15 protein-coding genes are annotated in these 17,892 nt (G+C 69.8%); 6 read left to right on the top strand and 9 right to left on the bottom strand.

Annotated elements, in window-relative coordinates; translation table 11 throughout:
- Positions 1–20: 20 nt before the first annotated feature.
- The 3 genes from ACN20J_RS46235 to ACN20J_RS46225 all read left to right on the top strand — a co-directional run bounded on the left by ACN20J_RS46235 (position 21) and on the right by ACN20J_RS46225 (position 3,806).
- Entirely contained in the window at positions 21–1,286 is a 1,266-nt protein-coding gene (locus ACN20J_RS46235) for an AAA family ATPase (protein WP_190229899.1), read from the top strand.
- The gene (locus ACN20J_RS46230; protein ID WP_419668387.1) at positions 1,283–2,557 is read left to right on the top strand and encodes a DUF2201 family putative metallopeptidase; all 1,275 of its coding nucleotides are present in this window, start codon (positions 1,283–1,285) and stop codon (positions 2,555–2,557) included. Before ACN20J_RS46235 ends, ACN20J_RS46230 begins: the two co-directional genes overlap by 4 nt.
- Before the next feature lie 271 nt (positions 2,558–2,828).
- On the top strand, positions 2,829–3,806 hold the full coding sequence (locus tag ACN20J_RS46225) for a phosphotriesterase family protein (protein ID WP_419668386.1): 978 nt from the start codon (positions 2,829–2,831) through the stop codon (positions 3,804–3,806).
- Here the strand turns inward: ACN20J_RS46225 and ACN20J_RS46220 are convergent.
- Entirely contained in the window at positions 3,803–4,729 is a 927-nt protein-coding gene (locus ACN20J_RS46220; protein ID WP_364189315.1) for a helix-turn-helix transcriptional regulator, read from the bottom strand. The two genes, ACN20J_RS46225 and ACN20J_RS46220, sit on opposite strands and share 4 nt — an antisense overlap.
- A gap of 160 nt (positions 4,730–4,889) precedes the next feature.
- Here ACN20J_RS46220 and ACN20J_RS46215 point away from each other — a divergent pair, with 160 nt between their 5' ends.
- The 3 genes from ACN20J_RS46215 (at position 4,890) to ACN20J_RS46205 (ending at position 10,614) form a co-directional block, all read left to right on the top strand.
- Positions 4,890–7,127 (top strand): MMPL family transporter, encoded by a 2,238-nt coding sequence (locus ACN20J_RS46215; protein ID WP_419668385.1) that lies wholly within the window; start codon positions 4,890–4,892, stop codon positions 7,125–7,127.
- Complete coding sequence (locus tag ACN20J_RS46210; protein ID WP_419668384.1) at positions 7,120–7,629, top strand: hypothetical protein; 510 nt, start codon at positions 7,120–7,122, stop codon at positions 7,627–7,629. Before ACN20J_RS46215 ends, ACN20J_RS46210 begins: the two co-directional genes overlap by 8 nt.
- A gap of 96 nt (positions 7,630–7,725) precedes the next feature.
- Entirely contained in the window at positions 7,726–10,614 is a 2,889-nt protein-coding gene (locus ACN20J_RS46205) for an ATP-binding protein (RefSeq protein WP_419668383.1), read from the top strand.
- Positions 10,615–10,678: 64 nt separating this feature from the next.
- Here the strand turns inward: ACN20J_RS46205 and ACN20J_RS46200 are convergent, their stop codons facing one another.
- From ACN20J_RS46200 to ACN20J_RS46165, 8 genes are all read right to left on the bottom strand, one after another.
- Positions 10,679–11,518: an alpha/beta fold hydrolase gene (locus ACN20J_RS46200; protein ID WP_419668382.1), complete on the bottom strand. Its 840-nt coding sequence runs from the start codon at positions 11,516–11,518 to the stop codon at positions 10,679–10,681.
- Between the two features lie 90 nt (positions 11,519–11,608).
- On the bottom strand, positions 11,609–12,298 hold the full coding sequence (locus ACN20J_RS46195) for an alpha/beta hydrolase (RefSeq protein ID WP_189843000.1): 690 nt from the start codon (positions 12,296–12,298) through the stop codon (positions 11,609–11,611).
- Between the two features lie 81 nt (positions 12,299–12,379).
- The gene (locus tag ACN20J_RS46190) at positions 12,380–13,276 is read right to left on the bottom strand and encodes an alpha/beta fold hydrolase (RefSeq protein ID WP_419668381.1); all 897 of its coding nucleotides are present in this window, start codon (positions 13,274–13,276) and stop codon (positions 12,380–12,382) included.
- 87 nt (positions 13,277–13,363) lie between these two features.
- Entirely contained in the window at positions 13,364–14,332 is a 969-nt protein-coding gene (locus ACN20J_RS46185) for an RNA polymerase sigma factor (protein WP_419668380.1), read from the bottom strand.
- Between the two features lie 97 nt (positions 14,333–14,429).
- Positions 14,430–15,440 carry an ArsR/SmtB family transcription factor gene (locus ACN20J_RS46180; protein WP_361989263.1) on the bottom strand — a complete coding sequence of 337 codons (1,011 nt, stop codon included), beginning with the start codon at positions 15,438–15,440 and terminating at the stop codon, positions 14,430–14,432.
- A gap of 133 nt (positions 15,441–15,573) precedes the next feature.
- A complete protein-coding gene (locus ACN20J_RS46175) occupies positions 15,574–16,224 on the bottom strand; it encodes an N-acetylmuramoyl-L-alanine amidase (RefSeq protein WP_419669077.1) in 651 nt (216 codons plus the stop codon).
- A 207-nt stretch (positions 16,225–16,431) separates the two neighbouring features.
- Positions 16,432–16,797, bottom strand: coding sequence for a peptidoglycan-binding domain-containing protein (locus ACN20J_RS46170; RefSeq protein WP_189843005.1), 366 nt, complete (start codon positions 16,795–16,797; stop codon positions 16,432–16,434).
- Between the two features lie 142 nt (positions 16,798–16,939).
- On the bottom strand, positions 16,940–17,773 hold the full coding sequence (locus tag ACN20J_RS46165; RefSeq protein WP_419668379.1) for a hypothetical protein: 834 nt from the start codon (positions 17,771–17,773) through the stop codon (positions 16,940–16,942).
- Positions 17,774–17,892: the final 119 nt, after the last annotated feature.

The following is a 17,892-nucleotide window of genomic DNA, read 5'->3' as shown; positions in this document are numbered from 1 at the left end:
GAACCCTCAGGTGATCAAACATGCCCTCATACAGCCCGTTCGCCGCGCCCAGCGCACCCTCCGACCCGACGCACCCCATCTCCCAACTGGACATCGCCGGCGACCTGTTGGCCCGTCTGCGCGACACCACCACGGAACCGCGCCCCGACATCCAACTGGAGGCCCTCACACTGGCCGTCGCCGCGGACCTGCCCGTCCTCCTGTGGGGCGAGCCGGGTATCGGCAAGACCGCGGCACTGACACAGCTCGCCGCGTCCCTGGACCTACCACTGACCACCGTCATCGCCAGCGTGCACGAGCCGTCGGACTTCTCCGGGCTGCCCGTCATCGGCGACGATCCCGCGGAACAGGGCGTCCCGATGGCCCCGCCGGACTGGGCGGTCCGACTGGTACGGGCCGGCCGCGGGCTGCTCTTCCTGGACGAGCTGTCCACCGCGCCGCCCGCCGTACAGGCCGCGCTGCTTCGCCTCGTACTCGAACGGCGCATCGGCGCCCTGCAGTTGCCGCCCGGCGTACGTATCGTGGCCGCCGCCAATCCACGGTCGTCGGCCGCCGACGGCTGGGAGCTGAGCCCGCCACTGGCCAACCGGTTCGTCCATCTCCAGTGGACCCACGACCACGACGTGGTGGTTCGCGGACTCGGCGGGACCTGGCCGCGGGCCACCCTGCCGCGGCTGGATCCGGAGCGGCTGCCGGAGGCCGTGCGCTTCGCCCGCCGTGCCGTCTGCGAACTCCTCTCCGCCCGCCCCGGACTCGTACACCGGCTGCCCAGCAACGAGACGCGTCGGGGCGGCCCTTGGCCGTCACCCCGCAGCTGGGAGATGACCCTGTGCCTGATCGCCTTCGCGACCGCGGCCGGTTCCTCCCGGGAGGTGCTGTCCCTGCTGGTCAGGGGAACGGTGGGCGACGGCCCAGGTCTGGAACTGCTGGCCGGGCTGGACCGTATGGACCTCCCGGACCCCGAACTGCTGCTCGCCGACCCGGCGTCCGCCGCCCTGCCCGAACGGGGCGATCTGCGTCAGGCCGTGCTCGACGGTGTCGTGGCCGCCGTCCGCAAGCGCCCGGACAAGGAGCGCTGGGACGCCGCGTGGACACTGCTGGTGCGGGCGCTGGACACCGGAGCCCCGGACCTGGTGGTCGTCCCGGCGACCACACTCGCCTCGCTGCGTCAGCAGGACTGGGACGTTCCGGCGTCGATCGAGCGGCTCGCCGGAGCGGTGTCCATCTCCCGGCGGGCGGACCGGGCGGCGGCCCGGGCCGCGGTCGCCACCAGGGCGAGCCGGTGATCCCGGATCCCCCGAGGCCGCTGGACCTCGACAAGCTCTTCGCCGCCCGGCTGCAGGCGGCCCGGGCCCGGCCCTACCTGGCGACGGCGTTGTTCGCCCTGCACACCGTGGAGTCGCGTTCGGTGCCGACTATGGGCGTCGACCGGCACTGGCGGTGCTATGTCTCACCGGCGTTCGTGGATCGCACACCGGTGGAGGAACTGGCCGGTGTGTGGGTGCACGAGGTGTCACACCTGCTCCGCGACCACCACGGCCGCAGTGACAGGGTCGCGAAGGAACGCGGACTGACGGGCCCCGGAGAACGGCTGCGGATGAACATCGCCGCGGACTGCGAGATCAACGACGACGTGTACGGCGACGGGTTGGCCTGGCCCCAGGACGTCGTCGACCCGGGCTCCCTGGGGCTGCCCGCGGGCCGGCTCATGGAGGACTACCTGCGGCAGTTCCGGCTCGGGCCGCGCACCCAGGACCACGCCTGGCTGGACTGCGGCAGCGGGGCGGATGGCCTGGACAGGGAGTGGGAACTGGGGCCGAACGGCGCGCACGGCCTCAGCGCACAGGAACGCGACGCGGTTCGGTTCCGGGTGGCGCATGGCATCAAGGGCCGTCCGGGGAACGCCCCCAAGGCGTGGCAGCGCTGGGCCGAGGAGGCGTTCCAACCACCGCAGCCGTGGCGGGAGTTGTTGGGCGCGGCGATCCGTTCGGCGACCTCGGGCTCCGGCGCGGGCCAGGACTACAGCTACGGCCGCCCCTCACGCCGGTCGGCCGGGGTGCCGGGCGTGGTGCTCCCCAGTCTCCGGCGCAGGCCGCCCCGGGTATCCGTGATCATCGACACCTCCGGTTCGGTCAGCGACGCCGAACTGGGCAGCGCCCTCCGCGAGGTCGCCGCGATCTCCCGTGCCGTGGGCGGCCGCCGGGACCTGGTCTCCGTGCTGCCGTGCGACGCGTCCGCCGAGGTCGTGCACCCGTTGTGCCGTGCCGAGGGGATTCCGCTGCTGGGCGGCGGGGGCACGGACCTGCGCACGGGCTTCGCCAAGGCGCTCCGTACTCGGCCGCGGCCGGATGTCATCGTGGTCCTGACCGACGGTCAGACACCCTGGCCGAGCGCGCAGCCGTCCTGCCGGACGGTGGTCGGCCTGTTCCCACGGCCGTACGACTCCGAGCCGTACACCTCCGGGTCGTGGGACGAGGATGATCCCGAGTACGTACCCGACACGCCGCCCGCCTGGGCTCGTGTGGTGGAGATCGGCTCGGCTTCCGCCGGTCGGTGACCCCTTCAGGGCAACTCGCGTACCAGGTTGGGGAGTTCACACTCGTGGCCCGGTTGAGGTGATGTCCGGCTCGGCGGCCCCGCCGGACATCACGCCTGTGCGAAAGGACTGCGCGCCGACGCGAAAGACGGCGTCCCACGGCCCTGCGAGAGTCGTCACCAGGCCGAACCCGGGACTGTCCTCGGAGCGACGGTTCGACAGCAGCCCACTCCCACCACACCCCGGCCGCCCGCTCGACTGGCGGGTCCCGGGCGAGCATCGAAGGATCCGCATGACCTCGACCCCGCAGGTACAGACTGTCCGCGGCCCCGTGGCGGCAAGTGACCTCGGCGCCGTACTGATGCACGAGCACGTCTTCGTTCTCAGCGAGGAACTCCGGCAGGCCCTTCCGGAGACCTGGGACGAACAGGAATACATCAGCGACGCGGTGACCCGGCTGAAGGCCCTGGCCGCAACGGGCGTCACCACCATCGTCGACCCCACCGTCATCGGGCTCGGACGCGATGTCGCGCGAGTCGCCTTGGTGAACGAGCAGGTCGACCTCAACATCGTGGCGGCGACCGGGATTTACACACTGGCCGACGTCCCTGACTTCTTCCGGTACCACGGACCGGGCACGATGCTCGGCGGCCCCGAGCGCATGACCGAGCTGTTCGTCCGTGAACTCACCACGGGCATCGCGGACACCGGCATCAGGGCGGCGTTCCTGAAGTGCGCGATCGAGGACCAACTCACCCCGGGTGTGGAGCGGGTGATGCGAGCGGTGGCCCAGGCCCATCTTCGTACCGGTGCTCCGATCACGGTGCACACCAGCGCGAGTGCTCGTACGGGACTGGTCACGCAGGACGTCCTGCGCAGCGAAGGCGTGGACCTCGGGGCGGTCGTCATCGGGCACAGCGGCGACACCGCCGACCTGGACTATCTGCACCAACTCATCGACAACGGCTCGTACGTCGGGATGGACCGCTTCGGTCTCGACATCCTCCTGCCCGGCGACCAGCGGGTGGCGACCGTCGCGACGCTCGCGCACGAGGGGTTCGCCGAACGGATGGTCCTGTCGCACGACGCGTCCTGCCACATCGACTGGTTCCCTCCCGGCGTACGGGAGCAGATCGCGCCGAACTGGCACTACACACACCTGCACGACGAGGTGATTCCGGCGCTGCGCCGTGCAGGCGTCACCGAGGAGCAGCTCACCACCATGCTGGTCGACAATCCCCGCCGGTACTTCACCCCGGCCAACGGCTAGCCGCGTCTGGCCTCGCGGGGCGTCATGCCGAACTCCGACCGGAACGCGGTGGCGAACGAGGCATGGCTGCCGAAGCCGCAGGAATGGGCGATCTCCGCGATCGAGTACGTGGACCAACTCGCGCCGGCCAGACGGGATCGGGCGACGTTCAGCCGTTCGCGGCGGATGAGGTCGCGTGACGTGGTGTTGGCCGCCTGCAGCACCTGCTGGACATAGCGCGCGGACCAGCCGAGCGCCCGCGCGACACCGACGACGTCCAGGTCCCTGTCGCAGGCATGCTCGCGGATGTAACTCCGGATCGCGGCCTCGACCGTCGCCCGTTGCCCGGTGGGCGCAGAATCGTTGCCGCCCTCCGCTGCCAGGCACACCAGGTCCAGCAGCCGGTCGCACGCGATGTCGAAGGTCGATTCGGAGAGTTGATCGCGCTCCTCGTGCAGTGTGGTCGTCAACTGCCGGACGACTCGGCCCAGTCCACCGGCGCCGCTGAGCATGTGCGGCCCCTCGGCCGCGACCGGGCTGCGTCCGGCGACGTTCTGGCCGGGCATGAGGAAGGAGAGCCCCACGAGATCATCACCGTGCGCGAACGTCAGCGGGCGGTCGATGTCGCACAGCACCATGCTGCCGGGCCCTATCTCACCGGACGACGCCCCCTGTTCGACCCAGGCCTTTCCGGCGAGCGGTACGAGGAGTTCGTACGTGCCCCGGGGATCGGACCGGATGTGCCGGGTGTCCCTGTCGACCACTTCCTCTCCGCCGGAGCACAGGGCGAGGCCGTAGACCTTCGACCGCTGCCACTCCAGACGTCCGGCCCAGGGAGCGCGGCGATCAGGCACTTTGATGCGGCTCGCGCCGTGGAGGCCGGTGAAGACCTCGTCCCAGGCGCTCGCCGAGGAGACCGTGAGGTCCTGGCTCCGGGAAGACACGCCTCATCGTAAGGCCGGCCGTGGGCCGCTCCGCAGCTGTGAGCCAGCTCACGTCTACGGGATCGAACTCCTGGGCCGGTCCCGCGTCTTGTCTGCGCGCAGCCGAACGGCGTCGTACCGGGATCCGCCTCCATGGGATCCCCTCGATCAAAGGATGGACATGTTTGACCGCGTTGCGGAATTGACGGTTCGGTGGCCCAGAGCTGTGCTTGTAGTGGCCTCCGTCCTCGTGGCTGCGATGAGCGTCGTGGGTGTGGGCGCCTTCGGGAAACTGGTGGGCGGCGGCTTCGACGACCCGGACTCGCAGTCCACACAGGCCAGTCGGGTCATCGACGAGAAGTTCGGCGGGGAAGCCAACCTGGTGCTGCTGGTCAGCAGCGGCACGCAGCGCGTCACCGACGCGGCGGTGGAGCAGGACGGCCGACAGTTGGTGGCCGATCTGCGCAAGGAACCCGAGCTCGGCAACATCGTCTCCTACTGGGACACCCAGAGCGACTCGCTGCTTGCCCGTGACGGCCGTTCGGCCATGGTCCTCGCCCATGTGAAGGGCGATGAATCGACGCGGGAAGAGCACGCGCACGACATCATCGACACGTACACGGGCCGGTACGAGGGACTCACCGTCCAGGCCGGCGGCGGTACGGCGGTGGGCGCCGAACTGTCGGAGCAGGTGCTGAAGGACCTCCTCCTCGCGGAGATCATCGCGGTCCCCGTGACACTGCTGCTCCTTCTCATCGTGTTCGGGGGCGTGGTCGCGGCATTGCTGCCGCTCGCCATCGGCACGGTGGCGGTCGCCGGGACCTTCGCGGAACTCGCTCTCCTCGGCAGCGTCACCGACGTGTCGGTCTTCTCGATCAACCTGACCACCGCCCTCGGGCTCGGACTCGGCATCGACTACGCGCTGTTGATGATCAGCCGTTTCCGGGAGCAGCTCGCGTTGGGGACGAGCGTTGCCGACGCGGTTCGAACGACGGTGCACACCGCGGGACGTACGGTCGTGTTCTCGGCCGGTACGGTCGCGGTCGCGCTCACCGCGCTCCTGGTCTTCCCGCAGTACTTCCTCCGCTCGTTCGCCTACGCCGGTGTGGGTGTGGTCGTCATCGCGGCCGTCGGCACCCTCTTCGTGATGCCCGCACTGCTCATGCTGCTGGGGCATCGCATCAACAGCGGCAGGCTCCCCTGGCCCAAGGCCGACCGTCATCGCCGGCGTGCACCGTTCTGGGGCCGGCTCGCCGGGACCGTGATGCGCCGGCCGGTGCTGACCAGCGTGCCGGTCCTCGCGGTGCTGCTGCTCGCCGCGGCCCCGCTCCTCGGCGTCACGTTCGGTACCCCCGACGAACGGGTCCTTCCCGAGGACGCCGCGAGCCGGCAGGTGTCCACGGCCTTGCAGGCGGACTTCGAGGGCGATGACGAGGCGGCCATCCAGGTGGTGGCCGACGGGTCCGTGAACTACGAGGCTGTCGACGCGTACGCGGAGAAGCTGTCGCTCCTCGACGGGGTCGTTCGCGTCGAGGCGGCGACAGGCACGTACGCGCAGGGCAAGGGGCAGGCTCCCGGCCCGGCGAACGAAGCCCTGGAACGCCCCGACGCGCAGCGGGTCACCGTCATCGGTACCGCTCCGCCCAAGTCGGACGACGCGCAGTCTCTCGTCGAGGCCGTCCGGGACATCGCGGCGCCCGCCGGCGCCAAGGAGGTCCTGGTCGGAGGCGGGGACGCGGAGCTGCTCGACACCAAGGACTCGATCGCGAGCCGACTCCCCCTGGCCGGCGGCCTGGTCGCCGTCACCACCTTCATCCTGCTCTTCCTGTTCACCGGAAGCATCGTCCAGCCCATCCGTGCGCTGGCCCTGAACATCATCAGCCTGGCCGCGGCGATCGGCACGATGACCTGGATCTTCCAGGACGGCCATCTCAGCTCCGTGCTGGGATTCACCGCCCAGCCGATGGACACGTCCATGACGGTGCTGCTCTTCTGCATCGCCTTCGGTCTGTCCATGGACTACGAGGTGTTCGTCACCAGCAGGATCAAGGAGCTCCACGACGAGGGCGAGAGCACCAAGGACGCCGTCGTCCACGGCCTCGGTCACACCGGGAAGATCGTCAGCGCCGCGGCCTGTCTGCTCGCGGTCGGCTTCTTCGCGTTCGCCACGGCGAAGGTCAGCTTCATGCAGATGTTCGGCCTCGGCAGCGGTCTGGCCATCCTCATCGACGCCATCGCCGTACGCGGAGTGCTGCTCCCGGCCGCCATGCGACTGCTCGGCCGCTCGGCCTGGTATGCGCCGGGGCCGCTTCGTAAGTTCCACCAACGTTTCGGAATCAGTGAGAACGGCCCCGCAAGCAGCCACGCCACCGCGGGAGTCGAGTCAATTTCAATGAAGGAGTCCGCACGAAATGCGTAACCTCATGAAGATCGGCGTTGCCGCCGGAGTCGGCGTCGTCCTGCTGACCGGCTGCCAGAGCGACGATTCCACCGACGACGCGTCGAACGACAAGCCGTCGACGCCGGAAACAAGCGCGGTCCAGGAAGTTCCGAGCACCCCCGCAACTCCGAGCAACGCCAGCGCGAGTGGCCAGACGGACAGCCTTGAGGGCGGATGGCTCGGGGAATCCGATGTCGACAAGGTCGCGATGATCGTCCAGAAGAAGAAGGTCATGCTCGCCTTCCAGTCCGCGGACGGTCAGAAGCGGCAGGCGTGCGAGGGCCTTCTCCAGCAGAAGTCGATCCTCCTGAAATGCGTCGAGGACAACAAGGACCGCCTGAAAGGCACCGTCGAAATTTCGAGTGGCGAGAAGATCGCGATCGCCTGGACGTCCGGCAAGAAGGATCTCCTGACGAAGAGCGGTGACGGTCAGACGGACTTCTCGCAGTGGGGCCTTCCGTCGCCTCCGGCGGCCGGCTGAGATCTCATTTCCCTCCCGCTTCGGCGGCAACGCCTCCCGAACGGAGACGAATGCCACCGAAGCGGGAGATCGTGCCCGACGATTACGGGAGGCTTCATGGCACCCCCTTCACGGCCTGTCCCAGAAGGCGACAGGAATCGCATCGGCAATTCCTGTGTGAACTCGGTCGGTCGTCTCGTCGGACGGTCAGCGGAAATGGCGATCATCGACGGGCTCTTCGGTACCGCCGTCGCGAGGGGTACCGCGCTGTTGCTGACCGGTGAGGCCGGAGTGGGCAAAAGCGCGCTGTTGGACGCCGCTGCGCTGCGCGCTTCCGAATCCGGATTCCGCGTACTGCGTGTCGTCGGCTCCCAGTTCGAGGAAGGTGTCAGTTTCTCGGCACTGAACCAGATATTGCAGCCATTGGCCGGAGAAGTAGCCGCTCTGCCCGCGCGGCAGGCGGAAACCCTGCAAGTGGTCCGCGGGCTGTCCGACGGCCGGCCGACCGAGCTGCTCGCCATCGCGAACGCCGTGCACATCCTGCTGTCCCGGGCCGCCACCGAAAGCAGTCCTCTTGCCCTCGTCATCGACGACGTGGCATGGGTGGACCGGCCCAGCGCCGCGGTTCTGAGCACGGTCGCCCGCTACCTTCGCACCGGCCCCATCGCCCTGCTGGCGGCGTCCCGGACCGGCGACGAGTCGTTCCTGAGCAGCACCGGGATACCCACGTACGAGGTTCAGCCCCTGGACGACGCATCGGCGAACGAGCTGGTGACCGAGCGGTTCCCCGCCATGGCGGCCAGGGTTCGACGGCGTCTTGTCGCGGAAGCCCGGGGAAACCCCCTGGCGCTGCTGGAGTTGCCCGTCTCGCTCAATGACGCGCAGCGGTCGGAGCGAGGAACGCTGCCGGCGGTGCTGCCGTTGACCGAGCGTCTCAAGAGGATCTTCTCCACGCGGGTCGGCGCGCTCCCGGAGGCGACCCGGAAACTGCTTCTGCTCGCCGTCCTGGACGGCTCGGGCGATCTGCACATCCTTCGGCAGGCCATGGGCGACCCGGACGGCCTGGCGGAGCTGTGTCCTGCCGAGAGGAACGGGCTCGTACAGGTCGACGCCCTGACGGGCCGTCTGGTCTTCCGGCATCCGCTCACCCGGTCGGCGGTCATGGATCTGTCGACCAGCGCCGAACGCCGGTGGGGACATCTGGCGCTCGCCGCGGAGCTCCCGGAAGGATCCGAACGCCGGGCCCGGCACCTCGCCGAAGCCGCCGTGGGCCCCGACGACCAGGTGGCCGCCCTCCTGCACCAGGTGGCCTACAGCACCCTGCACCGCGGTGACGCCGTCGGTGCCGTCACCACCCTGCTGCGCGCCTCGGAGCTGAGCAGCACGGGGACGGCCAAGGGTCGAAGGCTGGCCGAGGCGGCCTACCTGGGCGCCAACATCACCGGCGACCTCCGCAACGTACGCGCGCTGCTGGACCGGGCCGGCCGCGCCGATCCGGTCGGCGCCGACTCCCTGGCCGCCGCCGTCGCCGCGGCCAGCCAACTCCTCAACGGCGAGGGCGACGTGGACACCGCCCACCGGCTTCTCGTCGGCGCCGTCGACCACCGCGACCTGCCCGACGGGGCGGACGACACCGTCCTCCGCGAAGCGCTGCACGCCCTGCTGGGGGTGTGCTTCTTCGGCGGACGGCCCGATCTGTGGCGCGCCTTCGACCGTGCCGTCGCGCGATGCCGGCCGTGCTCCTCGGATCCCCTGCTGACGGTGATGCGGGGCGCCTTCGGCGATCCGGCCCACGCGGCACTGTCCGTACTGGACGGTCTCGACGAGCTCATCTCCGGCCTGCACCAGGAGACCGACCCCACGCGCATCATCCGAACCGCCATCTCGGCCGCCTATGTCGACCGACTGCCGGGCTGCCGCAGCGCGTTGCGGCGCGTCATCGACGACGGCCGCGGGGGCGGCGCCATCACGTCGGCGATCGAGGCGCTCTTCCTCCTGGCGAACGACGCGTACACCAGCGGGCAGTGGGACGAACTCCGCAGGACCACGGACGAGGGTCTGGGGTGGTGTGCGACATACAACTACCGCGTGCTGGGATGCGCCGCCCAGTTCCTTCAGGGGCTGGTGGCCGCCGCACGAGGAGACAGCGCCACCGCGCGGCGGATCGCGGACGGCCTCATCTCCTGGGGGAACCCCCGGGGCCTGGGCATGCTCCGCGTCTACGCCTCCCACATCCGGGCCCTGTCGGCGCTCGGCAGCGCGGACTTCGACGCCGCCTACCGCTTCCTGGGCGAAGTGGGCACCCCCGGCCAACTGCCGCCGCACATGCCGCATGCCCTGTGGCTCCTGCTGGACTTCACCGAGGCCGCCGCCCACTCCGGCCGCCACTCCGAAGCGGCCTCGCATGTCGAGGCGGTCAGGAAGACCGACATCCCGTCGATCTCTCCGCGGCTGGCCATGCTGACGGATGCCGCCGAGGCGATCGCCACCCCTGACTTCGTGGACCATGAACTGTTCGAGGCCGCCATCGCCACGCCCGGCGCCGAGCGATGGCCGTTCGACTGGGCCCGGATCTGTCTGGCGTACGGCGAAAGGCTGCGCCGGGCCAAGGCAGGCGTCGAGGCCCGCGTGCACCTGGAGGCCGCGCTCAGCACGTTCGAACGCCTGGGGGCCGCCCCCTGGAGCGCGCGAGCGGGCAACGAGCTGCGGGCGAGCGGGATCCCCATCAGGACGGTCATCCCCGGCGCGGCCCCACCCTCACAACTGACCCCGCAGGAAAGGCAGGTGGCGCAACTGGCCGCCACCGGGCTGACCAACAAACAGATAGCCGCGCGGCTCTTCCTGTCTCCTCGAACCGTGGCCGCCCATCTGCGCAGTGTCTTCCGGAAGTTGAACGTCACCTCGCGCGCCGGACTGCGCGACGCCCTGACGGGCCTGACCCAGTCGACTTCGCCGCCTGCGCTCGAAGACAGTGCGCTTGAAGGCAGCACGCCTTCGACTCCGTGACGGCTCGCCGTCGGACGGCTCGCCTGCGAAGGGGACAGGCGGGCCGTCGCGGAGTGGTGACTGTCTATCGGCGCGTACCCCGGTCCGCCCGCTCGATGAGCTTGGTGACCGCTTCCGGGTGGCTGATCATGACGGAGTGGGAGGCGCCCCGGACCTCGACCGTGCCACGGGCGTGGGCGCGCTGGTACTCGAAGCGCTGCAGCGCCGGCGGAATGGCCTTGTCCGAAGTCGCGACCAGACCCCAGGAGGGAATGGTGCGCCAGCCGGCATCCTGGGTGACATCGGTCAGGGAAGACGCGCTGAACGGCCTCTGGGCGGCGTGCATGACGTTGGTGACCGACACCGGAAGGTCTCCGGCGAAGGCACTGCGGAACTTGTCGGCCTTGAGGTAGAGGTCCGAGCCGGTGCTGCCGTCCTGGTTCGGGAACGGCACGGGGTCGACCGCGTCGGGGATCTCGCTGCCCGGGTACTTGCCGAGGAGCTCACCGACCTGCTCGCCCTTGTCGGGCACGAACGCGGCGACGTAGACGAGCGCCTTGACGTTGGGGTTGCCGGCCGCGGCGTTGGTGATCACCGCGCCGCCGTAGGAGTGGCCGGCCAGGATGACCGGCCCCTTGACGGACTTGAGGACGCTCGCCAGGTAGGGCGCGTCGGTCGGCAGTCCACGCAGCGGGTTGGCGGGGGCGACGACCGGATAGCCCTCCTTCTGAAGTTGCTTGATCACGTCGTTCCAGCTCGCGGACGCGTCGGCGAAGCCGCCGTGCACGAGCACCACCGTCGGCTTGGCGGCGTCCTTCGGGGTGGACGTCGGCGCCGCTGACGCCGACGTTGTCAGGAGGACAGCCGCCGCGGCACCCGCGGTGCCCGCAGCGACTATTCCTCGACGTACGACCTTCTTGCGCATGTTCTTGGTTCTCTGCTTTCTGGTGGCACGAAACCCTGTCGGGATTCGTGAGAGTTCACGCTCGTTGCGGGTGACCGTCCCGTGCGGGGGTTACGCCTGGTGGGCGGCGGCCTGCTTGATCAGCTCCGCGACGGCTTCCGGCTGGGAGACGTAGATGGCGTGGCTTCCGGCGACCTCGGCGACGGTGGCTCCGGTACGCTCGGCCATCGCGCGCTGCGCCGGCGGCGGGATCATGCGGTCGTCGGTCGCGACGAGATACCAGCTCGGCTTGGCACGCCAGGCGGCCTCCGTGACCGTTCCGTTGAGGGCCCCCAGACCCCAGGGAACCTGCGAGTCGGCCATGAACTGCGCGTCCTCGGGCGGCACATCGCCCGCGAACGAGGCGGCGAACTTCTCGCGGTCCAGGAAGAGGAAGCCGTCCTGGGGCGGCAGGATCGGCGGAACCGGCGCGCCGGGAGCCGGGTCGGCGATCAGGGTGCCGACCGACTCGTCCTTGTCCGGTGCGAAGGCCGCGATGTAGACGAGCGCGGCCACCCCGTCGTGCCGGCCGGCCTCGGTGATCACAGCTCCTCCGTAGGAGTGGCCGACGAGCACGGACGGCCCGTCCTGCGAGTCGAGGACCTGGTGGGTGACCGCTACGTCGCCTTCGAGGGAGTGGGTCGGGTTCTGCACGACGCCGACGTTGAAGCCGTCGCGGGTGAGGAGGCGGTACACCGCCTGCCAGCCCGAGCCGTCGACGAATCCTCCATGTACGAGAACGATGTTCTTCACGGTGCTCATGCGATTGCTCCTTGTTCGTCGGAAGCTTCCGGGCAGGTACAAACTAGGTCGGACCGTCCGCGCGGGCTTCTGCCAAATGGCCTAGTTGATGGCCTGGTTCACAAAGCGCGTCACTGCCCGCGAGAAGGCCTCCGGCTCCTCGATGTGGCCGAAGTGCCCGCTGTTCTCCAGGATCAGCAGCTCCGATCCGGGGATCAGAGCGTGCAGTTCCTCGGCCCACCGCACCCCGCAGATGACGTCGTGGCGGCCGACGACGACGAGGGCGGGCACGGTGACTGAGCCGAGGTCCGCTCGGTCGTCGATGACGTGCGGGGTGAGGCTCTCGTCCAGTCCGGAGATGTGCGTGGCCCGCACGGAGGCACGCATGGGGGCGAACTCCTCCTCCCTGCCCCAGTAGTCGGCGAAGTACGAGGGGAGCAGTCCCCTGGCGACGGCGGTCATCTGCGCGTCGTCGGAGATCGTGGGGATGGCCTGGAAGGCCGCGAGGACCTCGGGGAGTGCAGGGTGGTCGGCGTGCCGCTCGGCGAACAGCTGGACCAGACGCATGGCCTCGGCGCCGTGTTCGGGGCCGGTCAGCGGGGCGCTGTCGTAAAGGATCACCCCTGCGATGCGCTCCGGGTGGTTCAGGGCGTGGTACTGGACGACGAAACCGCCGTGCGAGTGCCCCAGGAGGTGCACCTCGGATACGCCGAGGTGGTCGATCAGTGCCCCGAGGAACTGGCTGTAGCGCGGCCGGGTGTAGCCGTGGGGGTGGGAGGGCAGTTTGCCGGAGGCGCCGGTGCCGATCGGCTCCGGGTAGACCATCGTCAGGTGCCGCTCCAGCGCGGGCATCCGCAGGTACTCCCAGAAGATGCCGGGTCCACCGGAGTGCGCGATGCACACCGGTCCGGTGCCGTGGACGTGATAGCGCTGCGCGACTCCGTCGATCTCGACGGTGTGCGTTCCGGCGGCCAGAGGTTCGGTCGCAGAGGTGGTCATGGAGATACTCCGTATCCAGCAGGTGTCGATGACACCGGCAGGACGCCGGAGGAAGGGCGAAGTTCGACCCGGCCTACGTGACGCCCGTCACATCGGAGTGAGTGACTGGAGGGCCTGGACCGGCCTGGGGTGCACGAGGCGCAGCCGGTGCGGACGACCGGCGTCGTCCAGGGTCATCAGCCAGGCCACCGAGGGCGGGCAGTGGTCGGGATCGTCGGCGGGGGCGAGGAGGTCCATCTCCCAGACGACGAGGGACCGGCTCGCCACCGCATGGACCAGGCGCTGCCGTACCCCGGCATCGAGGTCGCCGTCCATGCCGCGCACGAGGAGGCTCCGGTCGCCCACCGGTTCGTTCCCCCTGAGCAGCGCGATCTCGGGCGACCAGCGTTCCGTCAGCAGTGCGCCGAACCGTCCGCTCTCGGCGGCGGCCAGGGTCTCGCGTGCCTCGACCCGGCTGGCGCGGGTGCGTCGCCCGGTGTCGCCGTGCGGGGCGTCCGCGGTGGCGGCGAGGGCGGTCGCCAGCTTGGCCCGACCCTGGCTGAGCCGGCTGCGGACCGTGCCGACCGGGACTCCGCACGCCTCGGCTATCCGCTCGTAGGAGGTGACGCCGGTGCTGAAGTGACGCAGTACCAGGGGCAGTCGCAGCGTGGGGGACAGCTCTTCGATGGCCTCCCAGATCCAGTCCCGCATCGCGTGGTGCTCCAGCCGGCGCTCCGGTCCGGCGTCCGTGGAGGGCAGGCGCAGATCGTCGATCGGCCGGAAGGCCACGGACCCTCGCAGCAGGGAACGGGCGGCGTTGCGCACGATCATCCGCAGCCATGGGCCGATGGCCGCCGGGTCGCGGACGTCGCCCACCCGGCGGAGCGCGGTCACGGCCGCGTCCTGGAGTACGTCGTCGACGTCGGGCCCCGGTCCCAGAATGCTCAGTGCCACCGCGCGCATGCCTGCCCGGTGCCGTTCGAGCAGCAGACCCAGGGCAGTGACGTCACCCGCCTGTGCGGCACGCGTGAGCACCGCGTCCTCCAGGCGTGCGGTGTCATCCGCGTTCGGGCTCATGGGTGATCCTCTTCCGGCGTCTCCCGTCCTGTGTGTGACCGTACTGTGGGCGGTCCGGTGGCGTCACGGCCGCCCCGGGAAAGCCGGGTTCCGGTACTCAGCCGTCCTGCACCGTGATCTGCCGCTCCTGGTCGGGGAGGCGCAGGAGTGCCGCTCCCAGTGGGGTGAGGGTGTGCAGGACGGTGTTCGCGTGGCGGTGGCTGGCGATGAGCCCCGAGTCGCGCAGCACCGTGGTGTGGTGGCTGGCGTTGGCGGGGGACACCGAGACCGCGCGGGCGATCTCCGAGTTGGTGGCGCCGTACGTCACCGCGAGCAGAACCGCGGCGCGGGTGCGTCCGAGCAGTGCCGACAACGGCGCCTCGGCCGGGCTCTGTTGGGGGACGGGGCCGCCTGATGCCAGCGGGTACAGCAGGACGGGCGGCAGGTCGGGGTCGGCGAAGGAGACCGGCTTCTGCCAGCAGAAGTACGAGGGGATCAGGACCAGGCCGCGGCCACCCAGGTGCAGATCACGGTCGACACCGCCCACGTACTCCACTTCGAGGACGGGGGCTCTCCAGCGCATCGCGGGACCCAGTCCCCCGAGCAGCGCGTCCGCTCCGCCGTGCAGCAGATCGCGGCCCCGGTGGGCGCACTCGGCGTCGACGCGGGCCTGCATACGGTCGCCGTAGGGGGCGATGACCGCGTTGTGGTACTTGCGCAGCGCCGCGACCAGGTCCCCGCGCACGTCCTTGTCGGCCAGGCGGTACATGTCCGTCGGTACGTTCCTCACCTGGGCCAGCAGACCGATCTCGTGCCGGACCCGGGCGGGCGGTGTGTCGAGGATCGCGTCGAGCCCGCTCTTCAGCCCGTGGCCCGCCTCGGCCGGGGTCAGAAAGTCGGGGAAGTACGTCGCGCGCGGAAAGAGCGGCAACAGCAACGTGCGTACGACGGTGCCCAGTTGCTGTGTGGCGATAGCGGCACGGGCGTCGCGGTACCAGGCGGCATGTGCCCACCGCCCGATCTGGGACTGCAACCGGTGCAGACTGGCGGTGATCTCCCATAAGGGATCGGGGCGGCAGGCGAGCCGCGTTCGGACGAGATCCTCCGACGTGAAGTGGATACGCAGCACGGTCCCCCCATGCGTGATTCCTGCCCGGTGCGGCAGACAATGCCGCGCCGGCCTTCATGAAGACAATGACTGGAACGGATCATCCTTCGGGCGCACACAGCGGAGTCAGTGCCGTGTACGCCCGAACCGTCCGTCAGCCCTGGATCAGGGCAGCCACCTCTGCACGTATGGCGGGCATGTCCGCGAGGACCGTACCCGGACAGTCGGTGGCTGCCCAGTTCTGGTGACCGCAGATGGCCGGAACGACGCGGGCGGCTCCGCTCACCGGATTGACGTAGGACACCTTGCCCAAAGGGGCGATCGCATGGCGCTCGGCCAGTTCGGCCAGGAGCTGGATGAGCGCGGTGCGTGCCGCGGTCGTCGGGGGCGTGGTCGTCAGTGTCCCCAGAAAGGCGATTCCAAGGTTTCCGCTGTTGTATCCCTGGACGTGCGCGCCGGTGACGAGCCGTCCGGACGCGTCATGTGCGGGCGTGCCGTCGGTGCCGGACCAACGCCCTTCGTACACAAGGCCGTTCCTGTCGATCAGGAAGTTGTAGCCGATGTCGCCGTAGCCCTTGCCGACGGTGTCGTTGCGGTAGATCGCGCGTACCACCGCGGCCGGGTCCGGATTGGTGCTCCCGTCGGCGGTGTGGTGCACGGTGAGGGTCTGGACCGGGTAGTACTCCGGCGGCCAGATCTCCGTGCCGTCGGCGGCGTACCGCAGGCTCTCGTCCGCGCCCCAGGCCGCGCGCGAGCGCAACGTGTACGCGGCGGAGGCGGCAGCGGCCGCGGGCGGGCGGGGCACGACACTCAACGCGGCGGCGACTCCGAGGCCACCCAGGAACACGCGTCGCGATACCGGGGACGCCGTGCGAGCTGAGCTCCGGGAGCCTGCGGGGTTCGAGTCCGGGACCGTCATCGCGTGATTCCTCCTGTGGGGGTGTCCTGGCCGGTCGAAGCTGCCCGCTCCTTCCCTCGGGGAGCGGGCAGCCGATGGAACGGAGGAGTGCCCCTACAGGGCGCAGGCGGGCTTCGGGTTGTAGAGGCGGTTCCAGGTGCTGGGACCCACGATGCCGTCGGCGCCGCCGTCGGTGCCGTTACAGGTCTGCACGTAGTAGATGCCCTGCGCGGTGGCCGGGCCGTAGTCCCCGTCCACATCGAGATAGGTCGGGTACTTGCTGTAGACGTTGATGAGGCACTGCACCTGACGAACCGCGTTGCCCTCGGCGTTGGGACGGACCTCGGGCCGGGCGGTGTCGGAGATGTAGTTGCAGTACGGCTCGGCGGCCGTGGCGCTCGCGGAGGGCGCGACCGCGAGGCTTCCTCCGAGGGCCAGTACGGCGGTGCTGCACAGGAGGGCTAGGCGGCGGGTACGCATGGTGTCTCTCCCGAGGTGTGTGGTTGTTGTGATGAAAGTAAGAGTGCGTGTGAACGCGACCGCCGGTCTACGAGATTCGAACAGGCCGAAAGAAGGCAGGTCAGGCACTCCTTCGCGCCAGACATGCCAGATGCGCCGGATGTCAGGACGCGGGATTCCAGACACCGTCGAACAACGCCAGTTCCAGCACATCCGGGCATGACCCGGGCCATCCGATCCCCGCGGAAGCGAGTTGCCCGGTCGCGGAGTGGATCCACGCCAGGTACACCCCGTACCGATGGGAGGTCCAGCGACCGTCCGACCAGATCCAGGCGGCCACGTCCGACGCGGAGGCCAGTCCCATGTCCGCGCCCACCCGCGCGGCATGAGCCCTCATCACACGCGCGACCCGCTGATCCAGGATCAGTGCGCGGGGAACGACAGGAGCGTCCGTCGCCAGGTCGGGGAAGGACACCTGGTCGAGGAGATACGCCTGGTCGAGGAAGTACAGGAACTTGGTGAAGAACGCCGGACCCAGTCCTTTCACCGCCCCGCGCAGGCCTTCGTACGCCGCGACGGCGCCCTCCAGGCGAAGGGTGTCACCGGCCGTGGCCAACGCGTCGTCGACAGTCGGCTCCGCCAGGATCTCCTTGAGGCGGTGCGGGCCGTAGCCGGTCCGGCCCTGCCCCCATACGTACGACGCGACCAGGGCTTCGGACCACTGCGAGCGCTCTGCTGCCCCGCGGGTCGCGGCGACCACCTGGTCACGGCTGATTCTCGCGGTTCCTGTCCGCGACCGCTCGAGGAGCTCGACGGGCCAAGACTCGACGCCGGACCATTGCGCGGGCTTGTACTCCACGGCGTGGCCGCCGGCACCCGCCGCGTACCGAGCACCGGATCCGGCCAGCCAAAGTCCCAGCGCGCGCACCGCCGTTGGGGGCAGCAGCCGCTTCCTCAGCTCATCGTCCAGCGCGTCCGCGAGATCCTGACGTCCCATCCCGCACCCCCCGTTTCCCCTGACACCTCGAAAGTCCGCAGGGTACTGGGGACTTGCTGACTCCGGACCCGAAGTCGGTCCGAAGGCGGGTCCGAGTGCCCTCGGAGCAGGCGTTGTCA

Origin of the sequence: Streptomyces sp. 2-1 (assembly GCF_048564895.1) — a bacterium.
Taxonomy (GTDB): domain Bacteria; phylum Actinomycetota; class Actinomycetes; order Streptomycetales; family Streptomycetaceae; genus Streptomyces; species Streptomyces phaeochromogenes.
The sequence above is the reverse complement of the archived record's forward strand: the minus strand, read 5'-3'. Positions and strand labels throughout refer to the sequence as shown.